Origin of the sequence: Oceanospirillum beijerinckii DSM 7166 (assembly GCF_000422425.1) — a bacterium.
GTDB lineage: Bacteria > Pseudomonadota > Gammaproteobacteria > Pseudomonadales > Halomonadaceae > Oceanospirillum > Oceanospirillum beijerinckii.
Map to the genome: position 1 here is coordinate 38,820 of NZ_KE383834.1, position 21,756 is coordinate 60,575.

The following is a 21,756-nucleotide window of genomic DNA, read 5'->3' on the forward strand; positions in this document are numbered from 1 at the left end:
CTAGTCCAAATAAGGGATTCGCAGCACAGACAGAATTCAGCAACCTAAGCGGTTACTGGGCAAAGACCCATTGTCTTTGCTGTCTCAAGCGGCTGAAGGGATCCCTATGGAGTTTGTATTTACCCCGGAACAGCAGATGATTCAGGACACTGCCCGACAGTTTCTGGATGCCTGTTCCAATAGCGGACATGTGCGTGATGCCATGACTAAAACGACAGGTTATGACGCAGAACTCTGGCAAAAGATCTGCCATGAGATGTACTGGCAAGCCATTCATATTCCCGAGCAATATGGCGGTCTGGGCCTGGGCTGTGTGGAAATGGCTATCCTCTTTGAACAGATGGGACGGCGCTTACTCTGTTCGCCCTATTTTTCGACCGTGGCACTGGCAACCAATGCCCTGCTGGTGGCCGGAACAGAGGCACAAAAACAGCACTATCTGCCCCGGATTGCAGATGGCAGCCTGACCGCCACACTGGCCTATATCGGTCACGCCTCCCACGGTGATAACAACAGCAAAGACCGCTATCACAACGGCTGGCATACCGATTCAGTTACTGTAACGGCGTTACCCCAGTTCAATCAGCATACCGTTATAACGGGCTATACATTGAGCGGCACACTGCACTACGTCCCTCACGGCCATACGGCTGATCTATTGGTTATCGCCGCCCGTCTGCCTGACAGCTCAGGTGAAGAGGGGGTCAGCCTGTTTTTGCTGCCCAGCCATCTTCAGGGCGTAGAAGTCCAATGGACACCTTCCATGGATCAAACCCGGCCTTTGGCACAGATCACGCTCAATAACGTCATAATTCCAGCGGATAACGTGATGTTACAGTCAGAATATGCCTGGCCACTGTTGGAAAAGACATTGCAACTGGCCTGTGTCGCACTGGCTGCGGAGCAGATGGGCGGCGCACAACAGGCCTTGGATCTCACCCTGGAATACACTAAAGAGCGCAAACAGTTTGGTCGCGCTATCGCCAGCTTCCAGGCCATTAAACACCGTATGGCCGATATGATGTTACAGGTGGAAAGCGCCCGCTCAGCGGTCTACTACGCCGCCTGTATTGCCGATGAAGCACTTCAGCATCATAACCCGGCAGCAGCCACCGATAACGTTTCTCAGAACGATCCGCTATCCCCCGGCAATGCCTGCCACAGTTCCCTCGACCATTCCCTGGCCGATGAACTACCTCTCGCCAGTTCACTGGCTAAAGCCTACTGCTCAGATGCCTACTTCCACTGCGCCGCCGAATCCATACAGCTCCACGGCGGCGTTGGCTTTACCTGGGAATACGACCCTCATCTCTACTTTAAACGCGCAAAATCCAGCGAAACCCTGCTCGGTAACGCCAGTTTTCACCGAGAAAAAATTGCTCAAATTATTCTCTAAAAGTCAGGAGGTAGGTTATGAAACTCAGCTTTAGTTCAGAAGACGAGCAGTTCCGTCAGGAGATCGCCACCTGGCTGCAAGACAATCTATGCGGAAAATACGAACCACTGCGCTTTCGCGGCGGCCCCGGCGATGAGCATATGTTCCCCGAAGAGAGAAAACGCTGGGAACAACATATGGCGCAAGCGGGATGGCTCTGTGTCGGCTGGCCAAAAGAACACGGCGGACGGGCACTCAGCATCAACCAACAGGTGATCTTCTACGAAGAGTACGCCCGAGCCGGAGGCCCAGGCCTGGCCGGACATATCGGCGCAGGTCTCACAGGGCCAACACTGATCGCCTTTGGCACAGAAGAACAGAAACAACGCTTCTTACCGGGCATCATCAACGGCACAGAATACTGGTGTCAGGGTTACTCCGAACCCTCCGCCGGTTCAGACCTCGCCAACGTCAGCACCAAAGCCGTGCTGGGAACAGCAGCCGACGGCCACACACAACAATGGCGCATTAACGGCCAGAAAGTCTGGACCTCCCTCGCCCATGAATCCGACTGGTGTTTTGTTATCGCCCGAACAGAACCCGGCAGCCAAGGCCATAAAGGCCTATCGTTTTTGCTAGTACCTATGGATCAACCGGGCATCGAAGTGCGCCCCATCGAACAGATCACAGGCACCTCAGAATTTAACGAAGTCTTCTTTGATGATGCCGTCACCGACGCCAACAATATCGTCGGCCAACCCGGCGACGGCTGGAAAATCGCCATGGCCCTACTTGGCTTTGAACGCGGCGTCTCCACCCTGGGCCAACAAATGGCCTTCCAAAACGAACTGGATGAAATCATCCGCATCGCCAAAAATAACGGAGCCGCCGAAGAGCCCACCATCCGCCAACGCATCGCCGACGCCTGGATGGGCCTGCGAATCATGCGCTACAACTCCCTACGCATGTTATCCGGCCCACAAGACGGCACCCTGCAAAAAGAAGCCATGATCTACAAACTCTTCTGGACAGATTGGCACTCCAACCTCGGCAAACTCGCAATGGATGTTTTAGGCCCAGAGTCTGAAATCATCGAAGAAGGTCAATACGGCCTCAGCCGCCTACAGTCCATGTATCTCTTTAGCCGCTCCGATACTATCTACGGCGGCACTAATGAGATTCAACGGAATATTATTGCCGAACGGGCACTGGGTATGCCAAAAGAGCCTAAGGGGGCTGTTTAGCGTTTTGGGAGTGAAGTGCTGAGGCTGGAGGGGATCAGCGCTTGGGGTGGGATTGGCTTAACGCCGCCAGCAGAGGCGCAGCTTTGCTGCGTCCTTCTCACTGGCCTTGTTAACTATTTGCCGGTAGCAACCCATATTTTATAAAAATAGAAGACACCCATGCCTAAAATTAGCGCAGCGCCTTAGGCGCTTAAGGTGGGTGTCCAAGTTGGTAGGCATTATAGGGCGCCGCCTACCTCCCATCGTGTGTGTGGCTAAGGTTTCCCAAAGCCCTTACAAACACCGAAGTGAATGCAGAAACCTACGGAGGCAGGCGACATAAACTAGTTATAAGAGAAAATATAGCCTTTCTTCTCCAAGCTATTTTTCAAATATTCTGGATCACTCCAACTAACAATAAAGTCTTTATTAAGCACTATCTGACTTTGCTTATTCACATCAAATTGTACTAGATTTTGTTTGCTATTCAAGGTGATTTTTTTAACTTCTTCTATCATTTTTTTTCTCACTGCCTCATCGATATATAGGCAAGCCAGATAATCAAAATAGAACATAAAGTATTCAGAAGATATAAACATATCATCGCTGTTCAGAAAGTAATCATCAGCTGCTTTAATCAGCTCATCTCGTAGCTTATTATATTCTGGCTTCCTCTTTATATATAGCATAAAGGTTATCCAGCGAAAATAGAAATCATTGGTCTCTGAATATTTCTCTAAGTTACCAAAATACTCTTTTAGTTTATTTTCATGTAGCTGATATTTTGAGGGCAGCATTGTTAAGATAATCAAGAGATTTAATATCTCAAGCCCAACCATGTCATTTGCATGATTAATAAATATATTTATTGCCTGTTTAATATGGTCGAAAATTTTCTTGTGAATTATTTCTTTATAGTTTTCCGGCCAATCTGAAGTCCTTTCAAGAAGATCATGAATTAACCGCGCCAGTCTATCTGTTGGCCTTATCCGAATATCCATTGCATGCACAAAAAACAGCACATCCAAATCAACTAACAGCCAATTTAAATGAAATTCTTCTTTTGAATTAACTTCTGATATTTTTGACAAGTACGAAAGCATTCGCTTTGTGATTGCACTGAACAAATAGTTAGAAATGGAATGATACTCAAACTTGTGATTAGCCAAGGCCATTTTTATTTCAGCTATTGTCTTATTGGCTTTATAATTTGGCTTTCTTAATTGAACAATAAATTCTGAGTCCGTGTCTTTTTCCCTGTAACGTGAACTATAGTATTCACAAACAGCATGGCTTAATGCGTGTTTAGCCAAAGATATGTCAGTTGCAAAAGGCCTAGAGGCTATTGTTGTTTTTGCCTCATTTAAGTACATCTTATATTCCAAAAGACTTGACTCTAGTGCTTTTATGAAAGCTATTTTCACTTCTTCAGAGCGAAAGAAAACAAAATAATCATCAACATAGCGCCTAAAGTCATAGTGTTTCGAAATTTGGTACTCATTTTGCATCATTTTATCAGCAAAGTTTAAATCGATTTTCTGTAGAATAATTTCTGCAAAAATCCGACTTACTTCAGGTCCTATGATAATACCGTTAGTCTCACGATAGTTTGTGAGCTGCATTAAACTATCGAATTCCCCATCAAAACTTCCATGAACCCTTGGCTTAGCTTTAGCCAAGCGCTTATCTTTTACAGCCCATCCAATTGAATGCGTATAAATACTTGGAAAGCACTTGGAAACATCAACCTGAAGCATGCTGTGAAACTGCTTTTCCAGTTTGTGATACTCATAAGACTCGAAAAAACGATATAAAAAAGGGTACTTTTTGTATTTAAAATAGGAGCTTGAAACAATTCGCTCTTCGTCTGCACTTTCAACACCATCAGCTAGCTTTGATCCTTCTTGGGTTTTACCATAAAATTTGGTTGATTTTCTATAAGGGTGTCTCAAAGAGTAATTTGATTTTGTACAGTAATATTCGATTAGATCATCGTATTCATTATAAAAATCACAAACTTTCAGCTGAGCTACCGGGTGCATGATTGATATTGCGCGTGGCGTACTGTTACCACCTCGAGATACAAGGAAATCTAAAGGAATATAGACACCAGTTTCACTTTCGAAGTCCAGACCCGAAATAGTCTTATACGCATTAGCATGCGCTGACGTACTAAACCTTTGATACATTGTAAAATTAGAGAACCATAACGGTAGCTCATAGGGAAGAACATCGGTTAGCAACGTTCTTAACTTGTCATTAGTATCTACTTTAATAATGTCAGGCATTTTTCCAAACTCGCATTATTTGAGCTGTTTGCTTCTTGCTAAATTTCCCTACATTCCGCTTTCTTGCATTTCCATATATTGATATTTTATTAATTTTGTTTTGTTCTTGTTGACTGAGACCAAACCGAGGGTTGACCAATTGTTGGCAGAGAAAACCATCAAGAGACTTCAAACACTCAAAATCATCAGTAACATACTGATAGTTATGAGCAAGGCCTGCTAGCAAATCTCCATTTTTACCTTTTCGTACACTTTTCAGCATACAAATATATTCAAGCCTTCTTTTTAAAAGGGGTATATTATTTTGTTTTTTGTGATCACAAAAACTGATTGCTATCCGAGATTTAAGCTTATTTAACTTAGATTGAGATATTTTCAAAGTTACTTTGTTTGGATTATTCTTTATAGGTTCCACCTTGATGGAATAACCTAAGTAATCAAACTCTGCTGAGCATGAAGAGCCACTATAGTACTTATTAGTATTATTATTGAGATTAAGGTTCATTTCATTCATGAAGGCTTCAACATCAGTTTGTACGCTATTTTCCTTACCTGCTGGTGTAAGAATAATGATATCGTCAACATATCTTGCGCTATATATCACGTTAGGATGTGATGCTACCTTTTTATCTAACCTTTCTAAATAAAGCTCTGCAAGTGTAGGGCTTATTGACAGCCCTCTAGGTAAACCATGCATGCCATGATTAGTCCAAGGGTCACTATGTATACTACTAAGTAACTTGATACACTCAGGGGCGAGGATCAGTTCATCTTTAAACTTATTGATTAGATATTCAAACTGTATGGTTTCATAACAATCTTTGATATCCAGTCGAAGGACATGATATTTGCCAGAGTCTTTTAATAGCGTTACTAGCTGTCTGACAATTCGATTACGATCTGACTGCCTGACTTTATAAATTCTTCGAATAAACCGATCGAGTAGCTTGATTGCAAAAGCATCTTCCATATTCGCCGGGATAAAGACTGGTTTGCTCTTTACTGCCCTTGCCTCTAATGATGATAAGGTAAGGTTATGTGACTTCCAGTACTGAACCGTGTGATCTACGGCTGTTTCGACATCGCCATAACTAGACAATAACCCCCATTGCCAAACATCTGACGATGAAAGCACTTTAGATAGTTGATCTTTATCAAAAACCTGTTTCAACATCGTTGCAGTCTATTACTTAGAGTTAACATTTTATTCATCCGCCCATGTAAGCTTCACAAGCTTGCATGGTTGGCTTACCTTGCAAGGTCGGCTTAAATTGTTGCAGAGATTACCAGCTTAAAACTGCCTACAAAAGTGCTTATTTGTACCTTTTATGTGCAGTTTTTTAAGCTTTTATACGGAGATGACTGGTATATATAGGCCGCGGAATATTTCATGACTCTATATGTCGGCTGGTATTTTTATCAGTTACCGCGCTGTATACGGCTGACAATTAGTAGATGCGTTTAGGGTTATCACGCTGTGGGGATGGATGATATTGGCCTATTATCAGGGAAGATACCGGTTAACCTTGGCGGTAGTATGGTGTGAAAGTTAACCGGGTCAAATCAGTCAGCAGATATTATTGTTCGCCAAACACATCATCCAGGCTTTTGGCATCAAAGATATTATCCGTCCACAAGATCAGCTCATCGGCTGAAGCCTGGTGTATTTTCTGGATAGTTTCACCCGATAATTCACCAAATCGACGTGTTAGCTGGCGCTGTAAAACGTTAGCTTCGCCTTCTAAGCGTCCCTCTTCCCAGCCTTGTTGAAGGCCTTCCTCAATACCTTGCCGAAGTCCTTCCTGCTTCCATTCTTCTACCCAGGTTTTTACACGTTCGGCCAACATGCTGTGTACCTTATGCAGATCAGTGATCTGTCAATTGTCTTAGTTTTATGCTTTTCAATAGCAAAGGATAGGATTATTGCTTACCAAACACTTCTTCCAGACTTTCGATATCAAAAATAGCTTCCGTCCATTGATCAAGCTCTTCTGCTGTAGCCTGATTTAGACGCTGAATATTCTCTTCTGATAGCAGCCCAAAGCGTCGAGTAAGCAGCTTCTGCACTGTGACAGCTTTTCTTTGGCGTTCCTGCTCCCTTTCTTGTTCGATACCTTCCTGAACTCCCTGCTGAATCCCTTCCTGCTTCCATTCTTCTGTCCAGGTTTTTACGCGTTCGGCCAACATGCTGTGTACCTCATGCAAGTTATGAATCTGTTCAAATTGTACACCAGGAACTCGGGCTGGGAGTAATACTCGTTTTAGCCAGAGGGTGAAATTTCGCCTGAGCCCGGTTTGTTCCGGTTGTTTTAGCCATTCGATAAGGGCGGTGAGGATTCTTTGCATATCTGCGGGGGTGCGGCTGTTTTCCAGTGCAAAGAGTGCTGAGACGAGGTTTTTGACCTCAGGTAAAGACTCATCCTGATAGTGTTTTTCATCCAACAGGCAGTAGCGAAAGTGTGGTTGGTAGAGATGCAACCCGCCGGGGACATTTTCAATCAGTTCGTTAAGCTCTAAAGGGGCCGTCCAGTTGCGTTCGCCGTTGTAGAGCACCAGTGGAAATACTGGCGGCAGTTTGCCATTGGGTGTCAGGCGTTTGGTTTTGCGTAGGTCATCCATTAGCAGGCTGCTGTAGATATTTAACCGCAATGGCATATAGCGGTCGACACTGGATTGAAACTCCAGCAAGAGATAAATATATAGCCAGCCTTCGTTACTCTGCTTCTGTTCGGCTTGCGAGATTTTTGAGGTTTCGACTGAGCTTTTCCAGCGCACTCGCCAGATAATATCGTCTTCCCGATCTCTTAGATCATCACTGGTATAGCTGCCACTGACAGTTTCTAAGGTGCTGAGATCCAGCTGTTCAACCCAGGGTTCTTTGATATAGCCGGTAAGAAGGTCGGATACCATTTCTGGATGGCTAAAGAGCAGCTTGTAGCTATTATCGTGGGCGTTGTGGGGAGTATTGTGATAGGCATTATCGTTGGTCATCGCTGCATCCTTGCAAGCTGATTGCGATTAGGTTTAATGCAATGTAGTTGAGCTGTTGCAAAATCGCCAATCCCATATCGATCTCGCCCCAAAGATAGGTCTTTATCGAGGTTATACCAATCCTGATAAGTTTCTTGATATCAAGGTTGGATAAGCGAAGCGCCATCCGACATTGGTTCCGGTATCTGATGATTGTCGGAAGGCGCCTACGGCTTTTCCGACCTACAACAACTTATCTTGTTTGGTATTGGTGTCTGGCTTTAGGCGTTCACCTCAACCCAATCCATCTGTACCAGATTTCGGGCATGGGTATTAAAAATCATGCCCACTTCAAAGATGTGTTTTCCTGCTTCTGCAGCCTGATTCGCGGTCAGGTACTTGGCGGAATACTGCCTACTCTGGATCTGCTCCAGTGCCGGATTAGGCATTTGGGGCTGGTATTCGTTGGAGGTATCGCGTTTAAACTCGATGACATAGATAAAGTCACCGAGAATAACCGTCATATCCGCCTGGCCGTGACAGCTGATATCTTCGGGGATGATGGTGGCATTCAGACTGGCAAAAAACGCATATAGCACAGAGGCGTAATAGCCTTCGGAATCCGGTAGGTCATTTTGATTAAAGTTACGCCAAGGGATACCAGCGAATAGCGCTTTTATTTGCTGCTGCAGCCTTGCAAGATCGCCGGTACTCAACAACCGAAAGATCTCTTGTCGCCACTGCATTGCTGCGGATTCGATCTCGGCATAAGCACCGATAAAGTGAGTGTTTAAAGCAGAGCGAACCTCACGATTGGGTACTTTCAACTGATAGACCAGTTCGCCAAAGTCTGTCTCATAACAGTTGTTCAGCGTCAGGTAACCAGCCTGAAACAGTAACGTAATGGGATTAATCCGCTCTACATCAAAAGAATCCAGAATATCCTCACCGACCTCGATAGCTTCCAGATCAGGTAAAAAATACTGCCTTTGTTTAAACAGTTTCAGTAAAAAAGAGGGACTGCCGGTCTCAAACCAGTAGTTTTTAAACCTGCAACCACCATCAATAAACAGCAGGATATCGTAAGGGTTATAAACCGCCTGACCTGAGAACTGATAACCGTTGTACCACTCTTTTAGCTGTTCCCAATCGACACCTTGTAGATGTCCGGCAAATTCGGTTTTCAGATCCTGTTCGGTATAACCACAGATGGTGGCGTATTTAGTGTGCAGTGTCAGATCCTGAATCTGATTGATGCCACTAAACAAGCTGACTTTGGAAAACTTGGTTACTCCCGTCATAAAGACAAACTGAATATAGGCATCCTGCCCCTTCATCACCGAATAGAGGTTTTTCAGGCCTTCGCGCATCTGCGCTGCTTGTTCAGGCTGTTCGATATTATCCAGAATAGGTTTGTCGTATTCGTCGATCAGAATAACCACTTTCTGAGCATACTTTTTATGGCATGCAACGATCAGATCACGAAAACAACCGGGGATATCATTAGCCTGTTGTTGAGTGGAATAATGAATAGAGTGCGGAATGGAGACACCCAGTTGATCAGCGCAGTCCTGTAGCATCTTACGAATACGCAGGTCTAACGCTTCCCGGCTCTGCAGAGTGCCATCGGCAAAATCCAGTTTGATCACAGGATAGGTCTGAGACCAGTCCCATTTGTCCTCAATATAGAGTCCCTGAAAGAGTTTTCGGTTACCCTCAAACAGCTCCTTAAAGGTATCCAGTAATAGACTTTTACCAAAACGACGGGGACGGGATAAAAAATTGGCCTTACTTCCCTGCAGCATATTATGCATATGCTCAGTTTTATCGACGTAAAGATGCTGATCATCACGAATTTCTGCAAAGGTCTGCACCGCTATGGGAAGCTTTTTCATTCAAAGGCCTGATCTAGGGTTTGCTTATGACTAATGATACTCTGGAACGAAGAAGAGCATAAGTGCTTGTTTCAAAGCCAAGCACTTATGCCCTAAACAAAAAAACGGCCCAACCTGTTTAAGATTGGACCGTTTGGATAACGCAACAGCCAGCAATATTCAGAGAGATTAAGCCGTTAATCGACCATAACGCTCCAGATGATAATCTGCATCACCCAGGCTGGCCTGTGCCACTCGAATGCGCTTCAGGTACAGACCCACATCCAGCTCATCGGTGACTCCGATACCGCCGTGCATCTGCACCGCTTCGCCGCTGATCTTGTCCGCCATCTGACCCACTTTCCATTTGGCTAAGCTGATCTGTGCGGCTGCATCATCTGCACCTTCGTCAACGGCTGCCATCGCCGCTATCAGGGTGCTACGGGCCAGTTCCAGCTCGACATAACACCAGGCTGCTCTATGTTGCAGCGCCTGGAAGGTGCCGATCTGAACATCAAACTGCACACGGGTTTTCAGATACTCCATGGTGGTGGCAAATAGGGTTTCTGCTGCGCCCATCATCTCTGCGGCCAGACATAAACGGCCAAGATCCAGTGCTTGTTCCAATGCTGGCAGGCCCTGATCCAGTTCACCGAGCAGATTTTCTGCCGGTACCACGACATCGTTTAACGACAGACGGGCGATATTACGGGAATCGATCAGTGACTGACGGCTTGTGCTGACACCGGCCATATCAGCAGTGACCAGAAACAGGCTAATGCCCTGCTCGTCACCCGTTTTTGATGAGGTATTAGCGCCCCCGCTTTTAGATAAAGAGCTACGCGCCGCAACCAACCAGCCATCGGCACCCAGCCCATCAAATACCATCACTTTATCGCCATTAAGACGATAACCATCCGACGTAGATTCAACCGATAGCTCAATGGCCATAGGATTATGACGTGGACCTTCATCCACCGCTAAGGCCAGACGCTTTTCACCGCTGATCAGCGCGGTTAGCCACTCCTGCTGTTGCGCTTCTGAACCTGCCGCTTGCAACAGACCACCGCTCAACACCACGGAAGACAGCATAGGAGAAGGACTCAGATGACGACCCAGTTCTTCAAAAACCGCACCCATGCCCTTATAGCCAAATTCCAAGCCACCTAATGCTTCCGGGAAAGGAATAGCACTCCAACCCAATTCCAGCATCTCGTTCCACAGCTCAGGTTCGAAACCCAGCGCGTCGTTACGATCCCGTAGAGCACGCTGAGCCGAAACCGGACTGCGTGCAGACAGAAATTCCCGTGCGGTATCGACCAACATCTGTTGCTCTTCTGTATAGATCAGGCTCATGAGCGACCTCCTTTTTTACCGTCCGGCAGTTCCAGCACACGTTTGGCAATCACATTCAGCTGCACTTCAGAAGCACCACCGGCAATGGTTTGCGAGAAACTGTTTAACCAGGATTTGGTGATACGCAGTTCCTGTTCGCTAAACTCATCCCCTTCCCAACCCAGGGCTCGATACCCCATGGCATCCAGCAGCAGTTCAAACTTCACCTTCTCCTGCTCGGAGTGCACCAGCTTCATAATGGACATGACACCAGAAACATTTTTACCGGCACGGGCTTCTTCACCCATACGCTGCACGGTCAGGTTATAGGCTTGCTCATCCATCTCACAGGCCTGAGCACGGGCTTTCAGCGCGATCTCGGCTGGCGTAGTCGCTTCCGGCAGATAGTCACGGATCAGCGACATCAGATGAAAGTGTGTCGGCAGACTGAATTCACCAAACTTGGACATGGCACTACGCTCATGCTGCAGTAGCAGTTTTGCCAGCGGCCAGCCACCGTTCAGTTCACCAATCAGGTTCTCTTTCGGGACTTTGACGTCGTCAAAAAACACCTCACAGAAGGAGGATTTACCGGCGATCAGATCAATAGGCTGGGCTTTGACACCTTCCGCGTGCATATCCAGCACAATCAGACTGATACCGCCATGTTTTGACGCTTCATTGTCGGTACGCACCAAAGCGTACATCCAATCGGATTTATCGCCGTAAGAGGTCCAGATCTTGCCGCCATTGACAACAAAATGGTCACCCTCATCACGGGCACTGGTACGGATATTCGCCAGATCGGAACCCGCATTCGGCTCACTAAAGCCCTGACACCAGCGCACTTCGCCGCGGGTCATCGGGGTTAACAGGCGTTTTTTCTGCTCTTCTGTACCATGGGCCAGTACCACAGGCCCCAGCATCCAGATACCCAGATTAATCTGCGGCGGACGACAGCGCAGACGACGCATCTCTTTCTCCAGAATAGCCAGCTCTTCCGGTGACAAACCACCGCCGCCGTACTCTTTTGGCCAACCCGGACAGAACCAGCCCTTGTCGCGCATACGCTCAAACCACAGGCGCTGATCTTCTGTTGTAAACTCAACTTGAGAACCACCCCAGATCAGTTCTCCTTCCGGCGTCGGTGTACGCAAAGAGTGCGGACAATTCTCTTCCAGCCAGGCACGGGTTTCCTGACGGAAACCTTCAAGTGCGTTCAATTCGCTCATTTTATTATTCTCCTTCAGCGCTTGATTTCAGCCCTAGCGTGAGCGGGGCATCCCCAAACCAAACTGAGCAATCAGCTCACGCTGAATTTCATTAGTACCACCACCAAAAGTCAGGGTGACCGATGCACGCACTTCATATTCCAGTTCGCCCATTAACAGAGCAGCGCTAGAGCCTTCGCGTACCATGCCATTGGCACCGACAATATCCACCAGACGACGCAGAATCTCGATTGCCGACTCTGAACCATACACCTTAGTGGTGGATGCCAGCGCCACATCCATCTGACCCTTTTCCAGATCAGAGGCGATACGGAAGTTAATCAGGCGCATCGCTTCCAGACGGGCATAACACTCAGCCAGTGCCGAACGTACCCAGGCTTTATCCGTGGCACGACGACCATTTTCATCCGCCGTTTTAGCCCACTGATAGACGCGATTAAACAGCCCCACCACCTTATCGGACCAGGAGCCCAAACCCAGGCGCTCATGGTTAAGCTGAGACGTAATCAGCTTCCAACCACCATTCAGTTCGCCCACCAGCATCTCTTTAGGCACCTTAACATTATCGTAGTAGGTGGCCGCAGTTGGGTTAGAACAGGTGGGGATTACCGTATGGGAGAAACCTTCCTCTTTGGTATCCAGAATCATAATGGACACGCCCTTATGACGGGGCAGATCGGGATCGGTTCGGGCCGCCAGCCAGATATAGTCGGCCGCCTCCGCACCTGAGGTCCACAGCTTGTTGCCGTTGACCACAAAATGATCCTCTTCTGCACGGGCGGTGGTTTTCAGCGTCGCCAGATCAGAACCCGCATTAGGTTCGGAATAACCGATAGCAAAGATCAGCTCACCTTTGGCAATACCCGGCAGAAACTTCTCTTTCTGCAGCTCAGTACCGTACTGCATCAACGCCGGACCAACCGTACTGATGGTGACAAACGGCAGTGGTGCACCGGCGATATTGGCTTCTTCAAAAAAGATCAGCTGTTCGGTGGCCTGATAACCCTGACCACCGTGCTCCTTGGGCCAACCAACCGCTAACCAACCATCTTCGCCCATCTGACGAATCACCTGACGGTATTCATCTCCACCCTCTTTACCACGCAGGGATTGGCGCAGTTCAGGGGTCATCAAATTAGTAAAATAGTCCCGAACCTTAATGCGCAACTTGCGCTGTTCCTGTGTCAGATCAACAAACATCTTAACCTCCTCAGGCTGCGCTTAGAATCAGACCACTGGTCGGCACGCCGGTGCCTGCCGTGACCAGTACATTTTCAACATCATCCACCTGATTCACCGATGAACCACGTACCTGACGCACCGCTTCAGCCACACCATTCATACCGTGAATGTAGGCTTCACCCAGCTGACCACCGTGGGTGTTGATCGGCAACTTACCGCCACGGGCATGATGACCGGCACGGATAAACTCTTTGGCTTCACCACGCTTGGCAAAACCAAACTCTTCCAGCTGCGGCAGCACAAACGGCGTAAAGTGGTCATAGATCACTGCCGTTTGGAAATCATCTGGGCCCAGACCAGACTGGGCATACAGCTCTTTAGCCACCACGCCCATTTCCGGCAGATCGGTAATATCATCGCGGTAGTAGTTGGTCATAATCTGAGTACCATCAGCGATACCCTGAGCACCGGCCTTGATCACTACCGGCTTCTGCTTCAGATCTTTCGCGCGATCAACACTGGTGATCACCATGGCCACCGCACCATCAGACTCCTGACAGCAATCCAGCAGATGCAGCGGTTCACAGATCCAGCGCGATGCCTGGTGCTCTTCCAATGTAATCGGCTTGTCATAGAAGAAGGCGTTCGGGTTAGTCGCCGCAAAATCACGGGCCGCCACCGCAATACGACCAAAATCTTCCGAAGTCGCGCCATAGGTGTGCATATAACGCTGAGCGAACATACCGACCCAGGCCGCTGGCGTATGGAAACCATGGGGCATATACCAGCCATAGTTCACGTTCTCAAAGATCGGCGAATCGGCAAAACCGTAACTGCCGGTACCGAAGCGATACCAGGAGCGCTCATTCATGGCACGATAAACCACCACGGTTTTTGCGACACCGGTCGCCACCGCCATCGCCGCATGCATAATGGGCGCACACGCCGCACCACCACCATGAGGAATCTGCGAGAAGAATTTCACCTCTTTACAGCCCAGCAGGCGGGCAATTTCGTACTCAGGTACTTTATCGACCGAGTAACTGCTGAAACCGTCCACCTCGGATGGATCAATTCCAGCGTCTTCCAGCGCCGCCAAGGTCGCTTCCATGGCTAAACGCAGCTCGGTACGACCGGAGTTTTTCGAAAATTCTGTCGCACCCAGACCGGCAATTGCCGCCTGACCACTGATTGATTGCTTCATTACATCGCTCCTCCGGCTTACGGCAGTACCACGGCCACACTACCTGTGACGTGATTACCCATGGAATTTTTACCTTTCAGACTCACTACAGCGGTGCGCGTCTCGGCATCCAGTTCGGTGACTTCCCCGGTGAAGGTCATGTGATCGCCCGGGTAATTTGGGACACCCAGCTTGATTTTCAGGTTTTGCAGCCGACCCGTTGGGCCACACCACTGACCGACAAAACGCTCAACCAGACCGTTTGTGGTCAGAATATTCATAAAGACATGGGGCGAACCCAGCTCGTTGGCGGCATCTTTATCATGGTGACCGGGGAAATAATCCCGTGTGGCAATGGCACCACCGGTAATCAGCGCCACGGTAATCGGGATATTCAGCTCTGGCAACGTTTCGCCCAGGCTGACGTCATTAAATTGCTTGGTGTTCATCGCGGTCATACTTCCATCCCAGATTATCGTTAATAGCCAGCCAGTCGCCCAGCCGCTCAAGATTTGCTTTACTGCCACCCAAGCCCAGACTCAGGCCACGGCTCCAGTACAGGAAACGGTGCATTGGGTAGGTCAGATCAACACCAAAACCACCGTGCACATGCTGTGCTTTATGACCGATAACATGACCGGCCTCACAGGCCAGCCAGGCCACGGCCAGGGCTTCGGAAGGTGCAGGCAGATTATTGTCCAGGCGATAACACAGCTGCCACAGCGTTGAACGCAGGGCTTCCAGAGCGATCTGACAATCCGCCATTGTCATCTGTACCGCCTGGAAGGTGGCGATCTGACGATCAAACTGACGACGCTCGGTAATATATTCCACGGTACGACGCAGCTGCTCTTCACTAACACCCAGTTGCAAGGACGCCTGCGCGGCAATGCTGCGCACCTCCAGCCACTCGGTAGCGGCGGCAGGCAGCAGATGACTGGCAGGAAGCACTACCTGATCCAGAATCAGATCCGATACCGCTTCACCCTGAGTCAACACACCATCAATACGGGTGATGCCTTCAGCACTTAGGTTCAGCAGTACCGGCTGTACGCCCTCAGGGCCCTCGGCTAATACCAGGGCACCCTGGGCATTAGGGCCTTCAGGCAATGCTTCAATACGACCACTCAGCACCACGCCATCACTGTTAGTTTGCGCCTGCAGTTTTATGCCCAGACTATGGCTCTGATCGCCTTGAGACAGGGTCAGCAGATAGCCATCTTCGGCAGCGGCTTGGGCAATCGACTTCAGTTCATCAGTGCCAAATTCCACTAAAGCAGCCGCAGCGATCTGATGACGCCATAGCGGCACCTGACCCAGACCACGGCCCTGAGCTTGTAATACAGTCATCAGGTCTGTGATGCCCAGACCACTACCACCGACGGATTCAGGGATATAGAGCGCGTGCAGACCAGTTTCCCGACAGGTCTGCCACAGATCATCCATGGTAGTTTCGTTATTCTCCACCGCTTCGCGCAGACGATCATCGGTACAGATATCGGAAAACAGGCTGCCAGCCATCTCGGCAATGGCACGCTGATCTTCTGTTAAAGAAAAGTCCATAATACCTCCTACGCGTCAACCGGCCGGAACAGCGGCAGGGTCAGTTCATCATCAAAGGTTTGGAATTCCACCTGCATACGCTGACCGATTTTGACCTCGCCGTTTTGCAAGGCTTCTGGATCAACCCCTGTCAGCCCCACAGGCATGCGAACACCTTCATCCAACTGGATCAGACCAATGGGGTTCGGATGCTCAAAAGGAGGCACCACGGGATAGTGCATCACGACAAAGGAGTACAACTCGCCTTTACCGCTGGCGACTTTATAATCCAGCTCAAAAGACTGACAGTGCACACAAACCGGGGCTGGAGGATGCTGTAACTTGTCGCAGCACTTACAGTGTTGCACACGCAGTTCACCTGCTTCACAACCGTCCCAGAAGAAACGGGTATCGTCGCTGATACCGGGCTTAGGACGCTTAATCGCCGGTTTTTCGGCTTTCTTTTCTTCCTGGCCTTGATCGTCTTTCTTTGCTTCAGACTTAGGACGCTGTGCCGGTTTAAACTTAAATACCCGGAACAGCAGCTCACCGACCTTTTCGTCTTCTTTACCCTTCAGTCTCTCTTTATCAGGAGCTTCGGAGTAGAAAGTCTGAATTAAAGTTACGAAGAAACCAGCCCCCAGACCCGTCGTCTTCTCTTCACCCATATCGGCAAAACGGGTGGTGTAGTACAGGCGTTCGCCCATCTTCACATAGCGATCAAAACTCAGCTCAGAGTTCACCGCCACCACCGCCGGATACCCCTGAGCTTCGATCAGTTTCAGCACTCCATAAGGATTTTCATCGGTGGAGCCTGGTGGGTAGTTGTTCATATGCAACCCTTCCAGACACCACGCCTGCAACATCGCTGGCGGCGCAACCATACCCTCAAACTCGGTCTGAACAGCATATTCAGGATCGGTGTAAAGCGGGTTTTCAACACCCATCACTTCACACCACTGTCGGACCATCGCTGGATTTACTTCATCCCATGCGTAGATACGGCCATACTCCCGACCTACCATGGAACGCACTTCGGACAACCACTCGTTATTAGCCAAGTTCTGTCTCCTGCATCTCTTACGGCTCGTCTGATCAGACGCTGCCGGTGTTATGTTTAAATCGCGGTTTTCTGCCCACTCGTTGGCCCGCTGATCAGTTTGTATCGCCCGCCGCTAAAAAGGCCGGACGTTCACCGCCGCCATTCAGCAGCAGATTGCAACCACTGGCATAACTGGCCAGAGGAGAAGCCATATACAGGCAGGCATTACCAATATCTTCAGGGTCAGCCATACGACCCGCAGGAATGGTGGCACTCACAGCAGCAATCCCTTCATCATCGCCATAGTGCAGATGGGATTGCTCGGTTTTTACCAGACCAGGACTCACCGCGGTCACACGTACTTTAGGCGCCCACTCAACTCCCAGGGATTGCACCAGAGACAGCACACCGGCTTTAGCCGCGCCATAGGCCGCCGTACCCGGAGAAGCACGTAGTGCACTGATACTGCCGATAAAGATAATGCGACCACCGCTTTCCTGGGCCTGCATCAGCTCATTGGCTTTTTGCGCCACGTTTAATGGGGCAATCAGATTGAGGCGTAAAATACTCTCGTGGAAACGGGGCGATGCCCGATCCGCCAGAGCAAAAGGACTGCCACCGGCATTGTTGATCACCACATCCAAACGGCCGTATTCCGCTTTAATGGTGTCAAACAGCGCGTTGATCGAATCCAGATCACGCAGATCTGCCGCGATAAAATCCGCACTGTTTACGCCTTCAGGGCCGTCAGCCTCTGGCAGCTTTTCTGCCGTATTACGACCACAGACAATCACCTTGGCACCCGCCTGTAAAAAGCTGCAGGCAATGCCTGCGCCGATCCCTTTTGTTCCGCCTGTTACCAGCACCACCTGGCCCTGATAATCAAAACCTGCTGTCTGTTTCATTCGTTTCTCCGTTAACAAGCTTTGTCTCATCTAACCAAATGCACTGAAATGGAGCTTCGTCTGAATGGACGATGCTGTCTGTGACAAGCCTGTGCACAATGCGCAACTATCAATATTTGCTTGAGAAATACAGAAATTGACCTGTAAGAGGACGCGTTCCATGACTGAACGGACAGCCATCTCTAACGCTGACAAGAAGCCAGTGGCTAATGAAGAGAATCCAGTATTACTGGAACGCCCGGAAGAAGGCATTGCCCGCCTGCGTTTAAACCGACCTCATGCCACCAACGCATTGAGTCTGGAACTGCAGCAACAGCTATCCAACTACTTTACCGAGCTGGCAGAAGATGACAGCGTGCGCTGCATTATCCTGACGGGTGGCGATAAGGTGTTTGCCGCTGGCGGTGATATCACCAGCATGATTGATGCGGACCCGATTGAGATTTATAAGCGCCATACAGAACGCTTGTGGGCACCGATTCAACACTGCCCTAAACCGGTAGTGGCTGCTGTGAACGGTTATGCCTTTGGCGGTGGCTGCGAACTGGCGATGCTGGCGGACATTATTATCGCCGGTGAAGGGGCCAGCTTCTGCCAGCCAGAGATCCGTATCGGCATTATGCCCGGTGTTGGCGGTACACAGCGCCTGGTACGTGCGGTCGGTAAAGCCAAAGCGATGCAGATGGCACTGACCGGCAAACCGATTACCGCTCAGGAAGCCTGGATCGCTGGTTTAGTCAGTGAAATCTGTGCCAATGAAGAAGTACAAGACAAAGCCCTGAGCACCGCCCGTAGTATCGCCCGTATGCCGCCACTGGCTGCGGAACAGGTGAAAGAAGTGATTATCGCCGGTATGGATGCGTCATTAGACAGTGCCCTGGCACTGGAACGCCGCGCTAATGCCCTGCTGTTTGCCTCACGGGATCAACGGGAAGGCATGCAGGCCTTTCTGGAGAAGCGCCACCCGGTCTTTACCGGGGAATAGTCCTGTCTTTACAGGTGAATTGTTATAGCTTGTCAGACGACTGAAAAACGCCTTTTGCTGTTCGACATCTTGTTGTGTATTGATGTTGTGCATTGGGTCTCCGGTAGCGTCGCCCTCCGGAGACCATTTTTTGAATATTGAACGCTTCTTGAATATTAGAAACGCACTACTCAACCCTTGACATGTCCTGTCTTTGCTTCACCTTGTCAAGCTTACCCCCGGTACTGAAAAGTCCGGGGGATTTTTTTGTCTGAGCCAACAGGAGTTCGTCACAAGCCGCCTAAACCTGCTAATCCGCTTTGAGACTGAGCAAGATTTATTCTGCGCTAAAAAGCGATGAGATAGCCGAAGCGGTGGTTTTCAAGAGAATCACCAAATAGCATAAGAAATCTGGTGAACTAAAACTGACCCTCACCCTCAAAACGGATCTGCCATTTAAAAGCAGATATCAGAGAATCTTATAACCTATCCAGGACCTATTATGGCGCAACACCCCGTGCAACAGACTGATCCACAAGCCAATTTCTCAGCCCCACCGCCTTTTTATAATCTGATGGTTTTCGCTAAATTACTGCTACCACCCGTGCTGGGCTTTGGTGTACTGGCTATGGTTTTACGTTATGTCGTGGGAGGCTAAACATGAATCAAAAAACAATACTTTTTAAGAACAATCTGATTATATCCTACGTTATGGGCGGTTTTGTTTTGGCGATTGTTGGCCTTAATGGCTACTTTTTGCATAGAAATGATTTCCCTATCCTGGCCTGGGTTCTGTTAGCCACACTGGGTTATCTATTGTTTTTTATCCGCCACGAGGTTTATCTGGATCACGCCAATAATCAGCTGGTACGCCGGTTAAAGTGTATCTTTCTGATCAAAGAGATGATCATTCCCCTGGATGCCGTTGAACGGATCGAACTGGCTCAGGATAAGCTGCAACCCCGTAAGAAGGGGAAGGTAAATCTGGTATTTTCGGATGGTGAGGCGTTTAACTTAAGCGGGACTCAGCCCCTGTACAAAGTCGGCCGGGCAGTAGAGCTACTGGGAGAGCTCGCAGGAAAACCGACAAAGATGCTCAGGCCTCAGGAATGATGTCTGTGCCGCAAGACCGGTTTGAAAGAGCTCTGGACCAAATCATCAGTTATATGGACAAAATGTACCGCCGGGATTGCTATTAAGCGATCCCAACAGTACAACCCCAAACAGATCGTTACTATTTTGGCACAAGTAATTTGGCCGTTAACTGCTGAACCCTTGGGCCAAAAGTAATGGCAATCGTTGCAGCTACGGGCCAAGCCATCACAAACGCTTTACACCACGATGCCAGAAAATGTTCCACAAAGCCCAGATTAGACCAGGTCACCCAGAGAGTCATAACACTGGACAGCAGCAGCGACATTAACAGTCCGGAAACGATACGTTGTGCCATAACAGCCTCCTTATGCATTCATCGCTTCCAGCTTTTCGATATATGCCACCCGCGTCAGGTCTAACGCCAGATAGGCTTGGGTATGGGGAGCCTGAAAGTGGGCTTGTAAGGCTGCTTCATTGTCCCAGCATTCCCAAAGGGTGAATCGGCTTTCATCCTCTTTATGGGCCAACACCTCGAAATGCCTGCAACCTGGCTCCTTTATGGTTGCCTCTACCAACTCTGTCATCTGCTCTATCGCAAAAGTTCTGTCTGTACCTTCGGTTAAAACCAAACCGGCACTCACATATAAGGTTTTCATAATGGCTCTCTTTTACTCTTTCCAGGGAAGATCTAACGTGAGAAAAGAGTAGAAGATTTCCAAAAATGATAATATGGCTAAAAATTAAAGATTAAATTCCAAAAATGAAACCATGTACGACGATATCGCACTCTTTATTCATATTGTCCAGGCCAGAGGGCTGGCGGGAGCAGCGCTACAGCTTAATATCCCACCGCCAACGGTCACACGCAGACTGAAAAAGTTAGAAGAGCAACTGGGCTGCCAGCTGATACATCGTTCAGCCAGACAGTTCAGACTCACAGCTGAAGGCGAGGTGTATTACGATACCTTTGCTGATCTGGTCAATGACTTTGATATCAAAAGCAAAGACCTAAGCCAGGAGATGCAATCCCTGCACGGGCCTTTAACCGTGCTTGCTCCCACCAATATCTCTATTGGCTATCTGCAGCCGATGTGGTCTGAATTTATCGCCCTCTATCCCGATATTCAGCTCAACCTGAAACTGAATAACGAAAATAAAGATATTATCTCAGAACAAGCCGATATTGCCCTGCGTATAGGCCCGCAAAAGGATTCCCGCCTCTATCAAACAGGACTAGTAGTCAGTCATCATGAAAACATAGAGTGCTAGACTTGTTCTCAAAAGGTGGAAGTCACCTGACCAGTTGAGGGCAATCTGAATGAAAAAGCGTTATGTAGTGAAGTTGACTGAAGAAGAACGTAATCACTTAATTGATCTGGTTACACGAGGCCGTGTAGCGGCTTATCGTCGACGTCATGCAGAAGTCTTACTGCTGGTTGACGAAGGTGAGCATGGCCCTTCTCTTACTGATCGTGACGCTGCCGAAAGAGTGAGATATAGCCGGCGTACTATTGAGCAAATCCGGGAACGCTGCGTGACAGAGGGC

General features: G+C 48.7%; 21 protein-coding genes and 1 pseudogene. 7 read left to right on the top strand and 15 right to left on the bottom strand.

Features of this window, described 5'->3' with window-relative positions; genetic code table 11:
* Positions 1-106 precede the first annotated feature (106 nt).
* Both H579_RS0123380 and H579_RS0123385 read left to right on the top strand, forming a co-directional pair.
* Positions 107-1,396, top strand: coding sequence for an acyl-CoA dehydrogenase family protein (locus H579_RS0123380; RefSeq protein WP_028302655.1), 1,290 nt, complete (start codon positions 107-109; stop codon positions 1,394-1,396).
* A gap of 17 nt (positions 1,397-1,413) precedes the next feature.
* On the top strand, positions 1,414-2,619 hold the full coding sequence (locus tag H579_RS0123385; protein ID WP_028302656.1) for an acyl-CoA dehydrogenase family protein: 1,206 nt from the start codon (positions 1,414-1,416) through the stop codon (positions 2,617-2,619).
* A 323-nt stretch (positions 2,620-2,942) separates the two neighbouring features.
* Here the strand turns inward: H579_RS0123385 and drt3b are convergent, their stop codons facing one another.
* From drt3b to H579_RS0123455, 13 genes are all read right to left on the bottom strand, one after another.
* Positions 2,943-4,886 carry an antiviral reverse transcriptase Drt3b gene (gene drt3b / locus H579_RS28355; protein WP_028302657.1) on the bottom strand — a complete coding sequence of 648 codons (1,944 nt, stop codon included), beginning with the start codon at positions 4,884-4,886 and terminating at the stop codon, positions 2,943-2,945.
* Positions 4,879-6,060, bottom strand: coding sequence for an antiviral reverse transcriptase Drt3a (drt3a, locus tag H579_RS28360; protein ID WP_028302658.1), 1,182 nt, complete (start codon positions 6,058-6,060; stop codon positions 4,879-4,881). Before drt3a ends, drt3b begins: the two co-directional genes overlap by 8 nt.
* A gap of 403 nt (positions 6,061-6,463) precedes the next feature.
* Entirely contained in the window at positions 6,464-6,733 is a 270-nt protein-coding gene (locus H579_RS0123400) for a DUF4351 domain-containing protein (protein WP_028302659.1), read from the bottom strand.
* Positions 6,734-6,806: 73 nt separating this feature from the next.
* The gene (locus H579_RS0123405) at positions 6,807-7,877 is read right to left on the bottom strand and encodes an Rpn family recombination-promoting nuclease/putative transposase (protein ID WP_051228310.1); all 1,071 of its coding nucleotides are present in this window, start codon (positions 7,875-7,877) and stop codon (positions 6,807-6,809) included.
* Between the two features lie 260 nt (positions 7,878-8,137).
* On the bottom strand, positions 8,138-9,751 hold the full coding sequence (locus H579_RS0123415) for an ATP-binding protein (protein ID WP_028302662.1): 1,614 nt from the start codon (positions 9,749-9,751) through the stop codon (positions 8,138-8,140).
* A 168-nt stretch (positions 9,752-9,919) separates the two neighbouring features.
* On the bottom strand, positions 9,920-11,086 hold the full coding sequence (locus H579_RS0123420; protein WP_028302663.1) for an acyl-CoA dehydrogenase family protein: 1,167 nt from the start codon (positions 11,084-11,086) through the stop codon (positions 9,920-9,922).
* Entirely contained in the window at positions 11,083-12,297 is a 1,215-nt protein-coding gene (locus H579_RS0123425; RefSeq protein ID WP_245583356.1) for an acyl-CoA dehydrogenase family protein, read from the bottom strand. Before H579_RS0123425 ends, H579_RS0123420 begins: the two co-directional genes overlap by 4 nt.
* Positions 12,298-12,330: 33 nt before the next feature.
* A complete protein-coding gene (locus tag H579_RS0123430) occupies positions 12,331-13,497 on the bottom strand; it encodes an acyl-CoA dehydrogenase family protein (RefSeq protein WP_028302665.1) in 1,167 nt (388 codons plus the stop codon).
* 10 nt (positions 13,498-13,507) lie between these two features.
* Positions 13,508-14,683: a lipid-transfer protein gene (locus H579_RS0123435; protein WP_028302666.1), complete on the bottom strand. Its 1,176-nt coding sequence runs from the start codon at positions 14,681-14,683 to the stop codon at positions 13,508-13,510.
* 17 nt (positions 14,684-14,700) lie between these two features.
* The gene (locus H579_RS0123440; protein WP_028302667.1) at positions 14,701-15,120 is read right to left on the bottom strand and encodes a MaoC family dehydratase; all 420 of its coding nucleotides are present in this window, start codon (positions 15,118-15,120) and stop codon (positions 14,701-14,703) included.
* Positions 15,092-16,225 (bottom strand): acyl-CoA dehydrogenase family protein, encoded by a 1,134-nt coding sequence (locus H579_RS0123445; RefSeq protein ID WP_028302668.1) that lies wholly within the window; start codon positions 16,223-16,225, stop codon positions 15,092-15,094. Before H579_RS0123445 ends, H579_RS0123440 begins: the two co-directional genes overlap by 29 nt.
* 8 nt (positions 16,226-16,233) lie before the next feature.
* Complete coding sequence (locus H579_RS0123450; RefSeq protein WP_028302669.1) at positions 16,234-17,265, bottom strand: OB-fold domain-containing protein; 1,032 nt, start codon at positions 17,263-17,265, stop codon at positions 16,234-16,236.
* Between the two features lie 94 nt (positions 17,266-17,359).
* Positions 17,360-18,151 (bottom strand): SDR family oxidoreductase, encoded by a 792-nt coding sequence (locus H579_RS0123455; protein ID WP_028302670.1) that lies wholly within the window; start codon positions 18,149-18,151, stop codon positions 17,360-17,362.
* Between the two features lie 160 nt (positions 18,152-18,311).
* Between H579_RS0123455 and H579_RS0123460 the strand changes: the two genes are divergently transcribed.
* The 3 genes from H579_RS0123460 (at position 18,312) to H579_RS0123470 (ending at position 20,228) form a co-directional block, all read left to right on the top strand.
* Complete coding sequence (locus H579_RS0123460; protein ID WP_051228312.1) at positions 18,312-19,136, top strand: enoyl-CoA hydratase; 825 nt, start codon at positions 18,312-18,314, stop codon at positions 19,134-19,136.
* 481 nt (positions 19,137-19,617) lie between these two features.
* A complete protein-coding gene (locus H579_RS29265) occupies positions 19,618-19,773 on the top strand; it encodes a hypothetical protein (RefSeq protein ID WP_157834699.1) in 156 nt (51 codons plus the stop codon).
* Between the two features lie 2 nt (positions 19,774-19,775).
* Positions 19,776-20,228, top strand: a complete 453-nt coding sequence (locus H579_RS0123470) for a hypothetical protein (RefSeq protein WP_028302672.1) — start codon at positions 19,776-19,778, stop codon at positions 20,226-20,228.
* Between the two features lie 121 nt (positions 20,229-20,349).
* On the opposite strand, the gene H579_RS0123480 is transcribed toward H579_RS0123470, so the two are convergent.
* Positions 20,350-20,565, bottom strand: a complete 216-nt coding sequence (locus H579_RS0123480) for a DUF2798 domain-containing protein (RefSeq protein WP_028302673.1) — start codon at positions 20,563-20,565, stop codon at positions 20,350-20,352.
* 10 nt (positions 20,566-20,575) lie between these two features.
* The gene (locus H579_RS0123485) at positions 20,576-20,866 is read right to left on the bottom strand and encodes a putative quinol monooxygenase (RefSeq protein ID WP_028302674.1); all 291 of its coding nucleotides are present in this window, start codon (positions 20,864-20,866) and stop codon (positions 20,576-20,578) included.
* Between the two features lie 112 nt (positions 20,867-20,978).
* Between H579_RS0123485 and H579_RS27415 the strand changes: the two genes are divergently transcribed.
* Positions 20,979-21,479, top strand: coding sequence for a LysR family transcriptional regulator (locus tag H579_RS27415; protein ID WP_211224793.1), 501 nt, complete (start codon positions 20,979-20,981; stop codon positions 21,477-21,479).
* A 49-nt stretch (positions 21,480-21,528) separates the two neighbouring features.
* Positions 21,529-21,756 (top strand): annotated as a pseudogene (locus tag H579_RS0123495) (helix-turn-helix domain-containing protein); the annotation flags it as partial.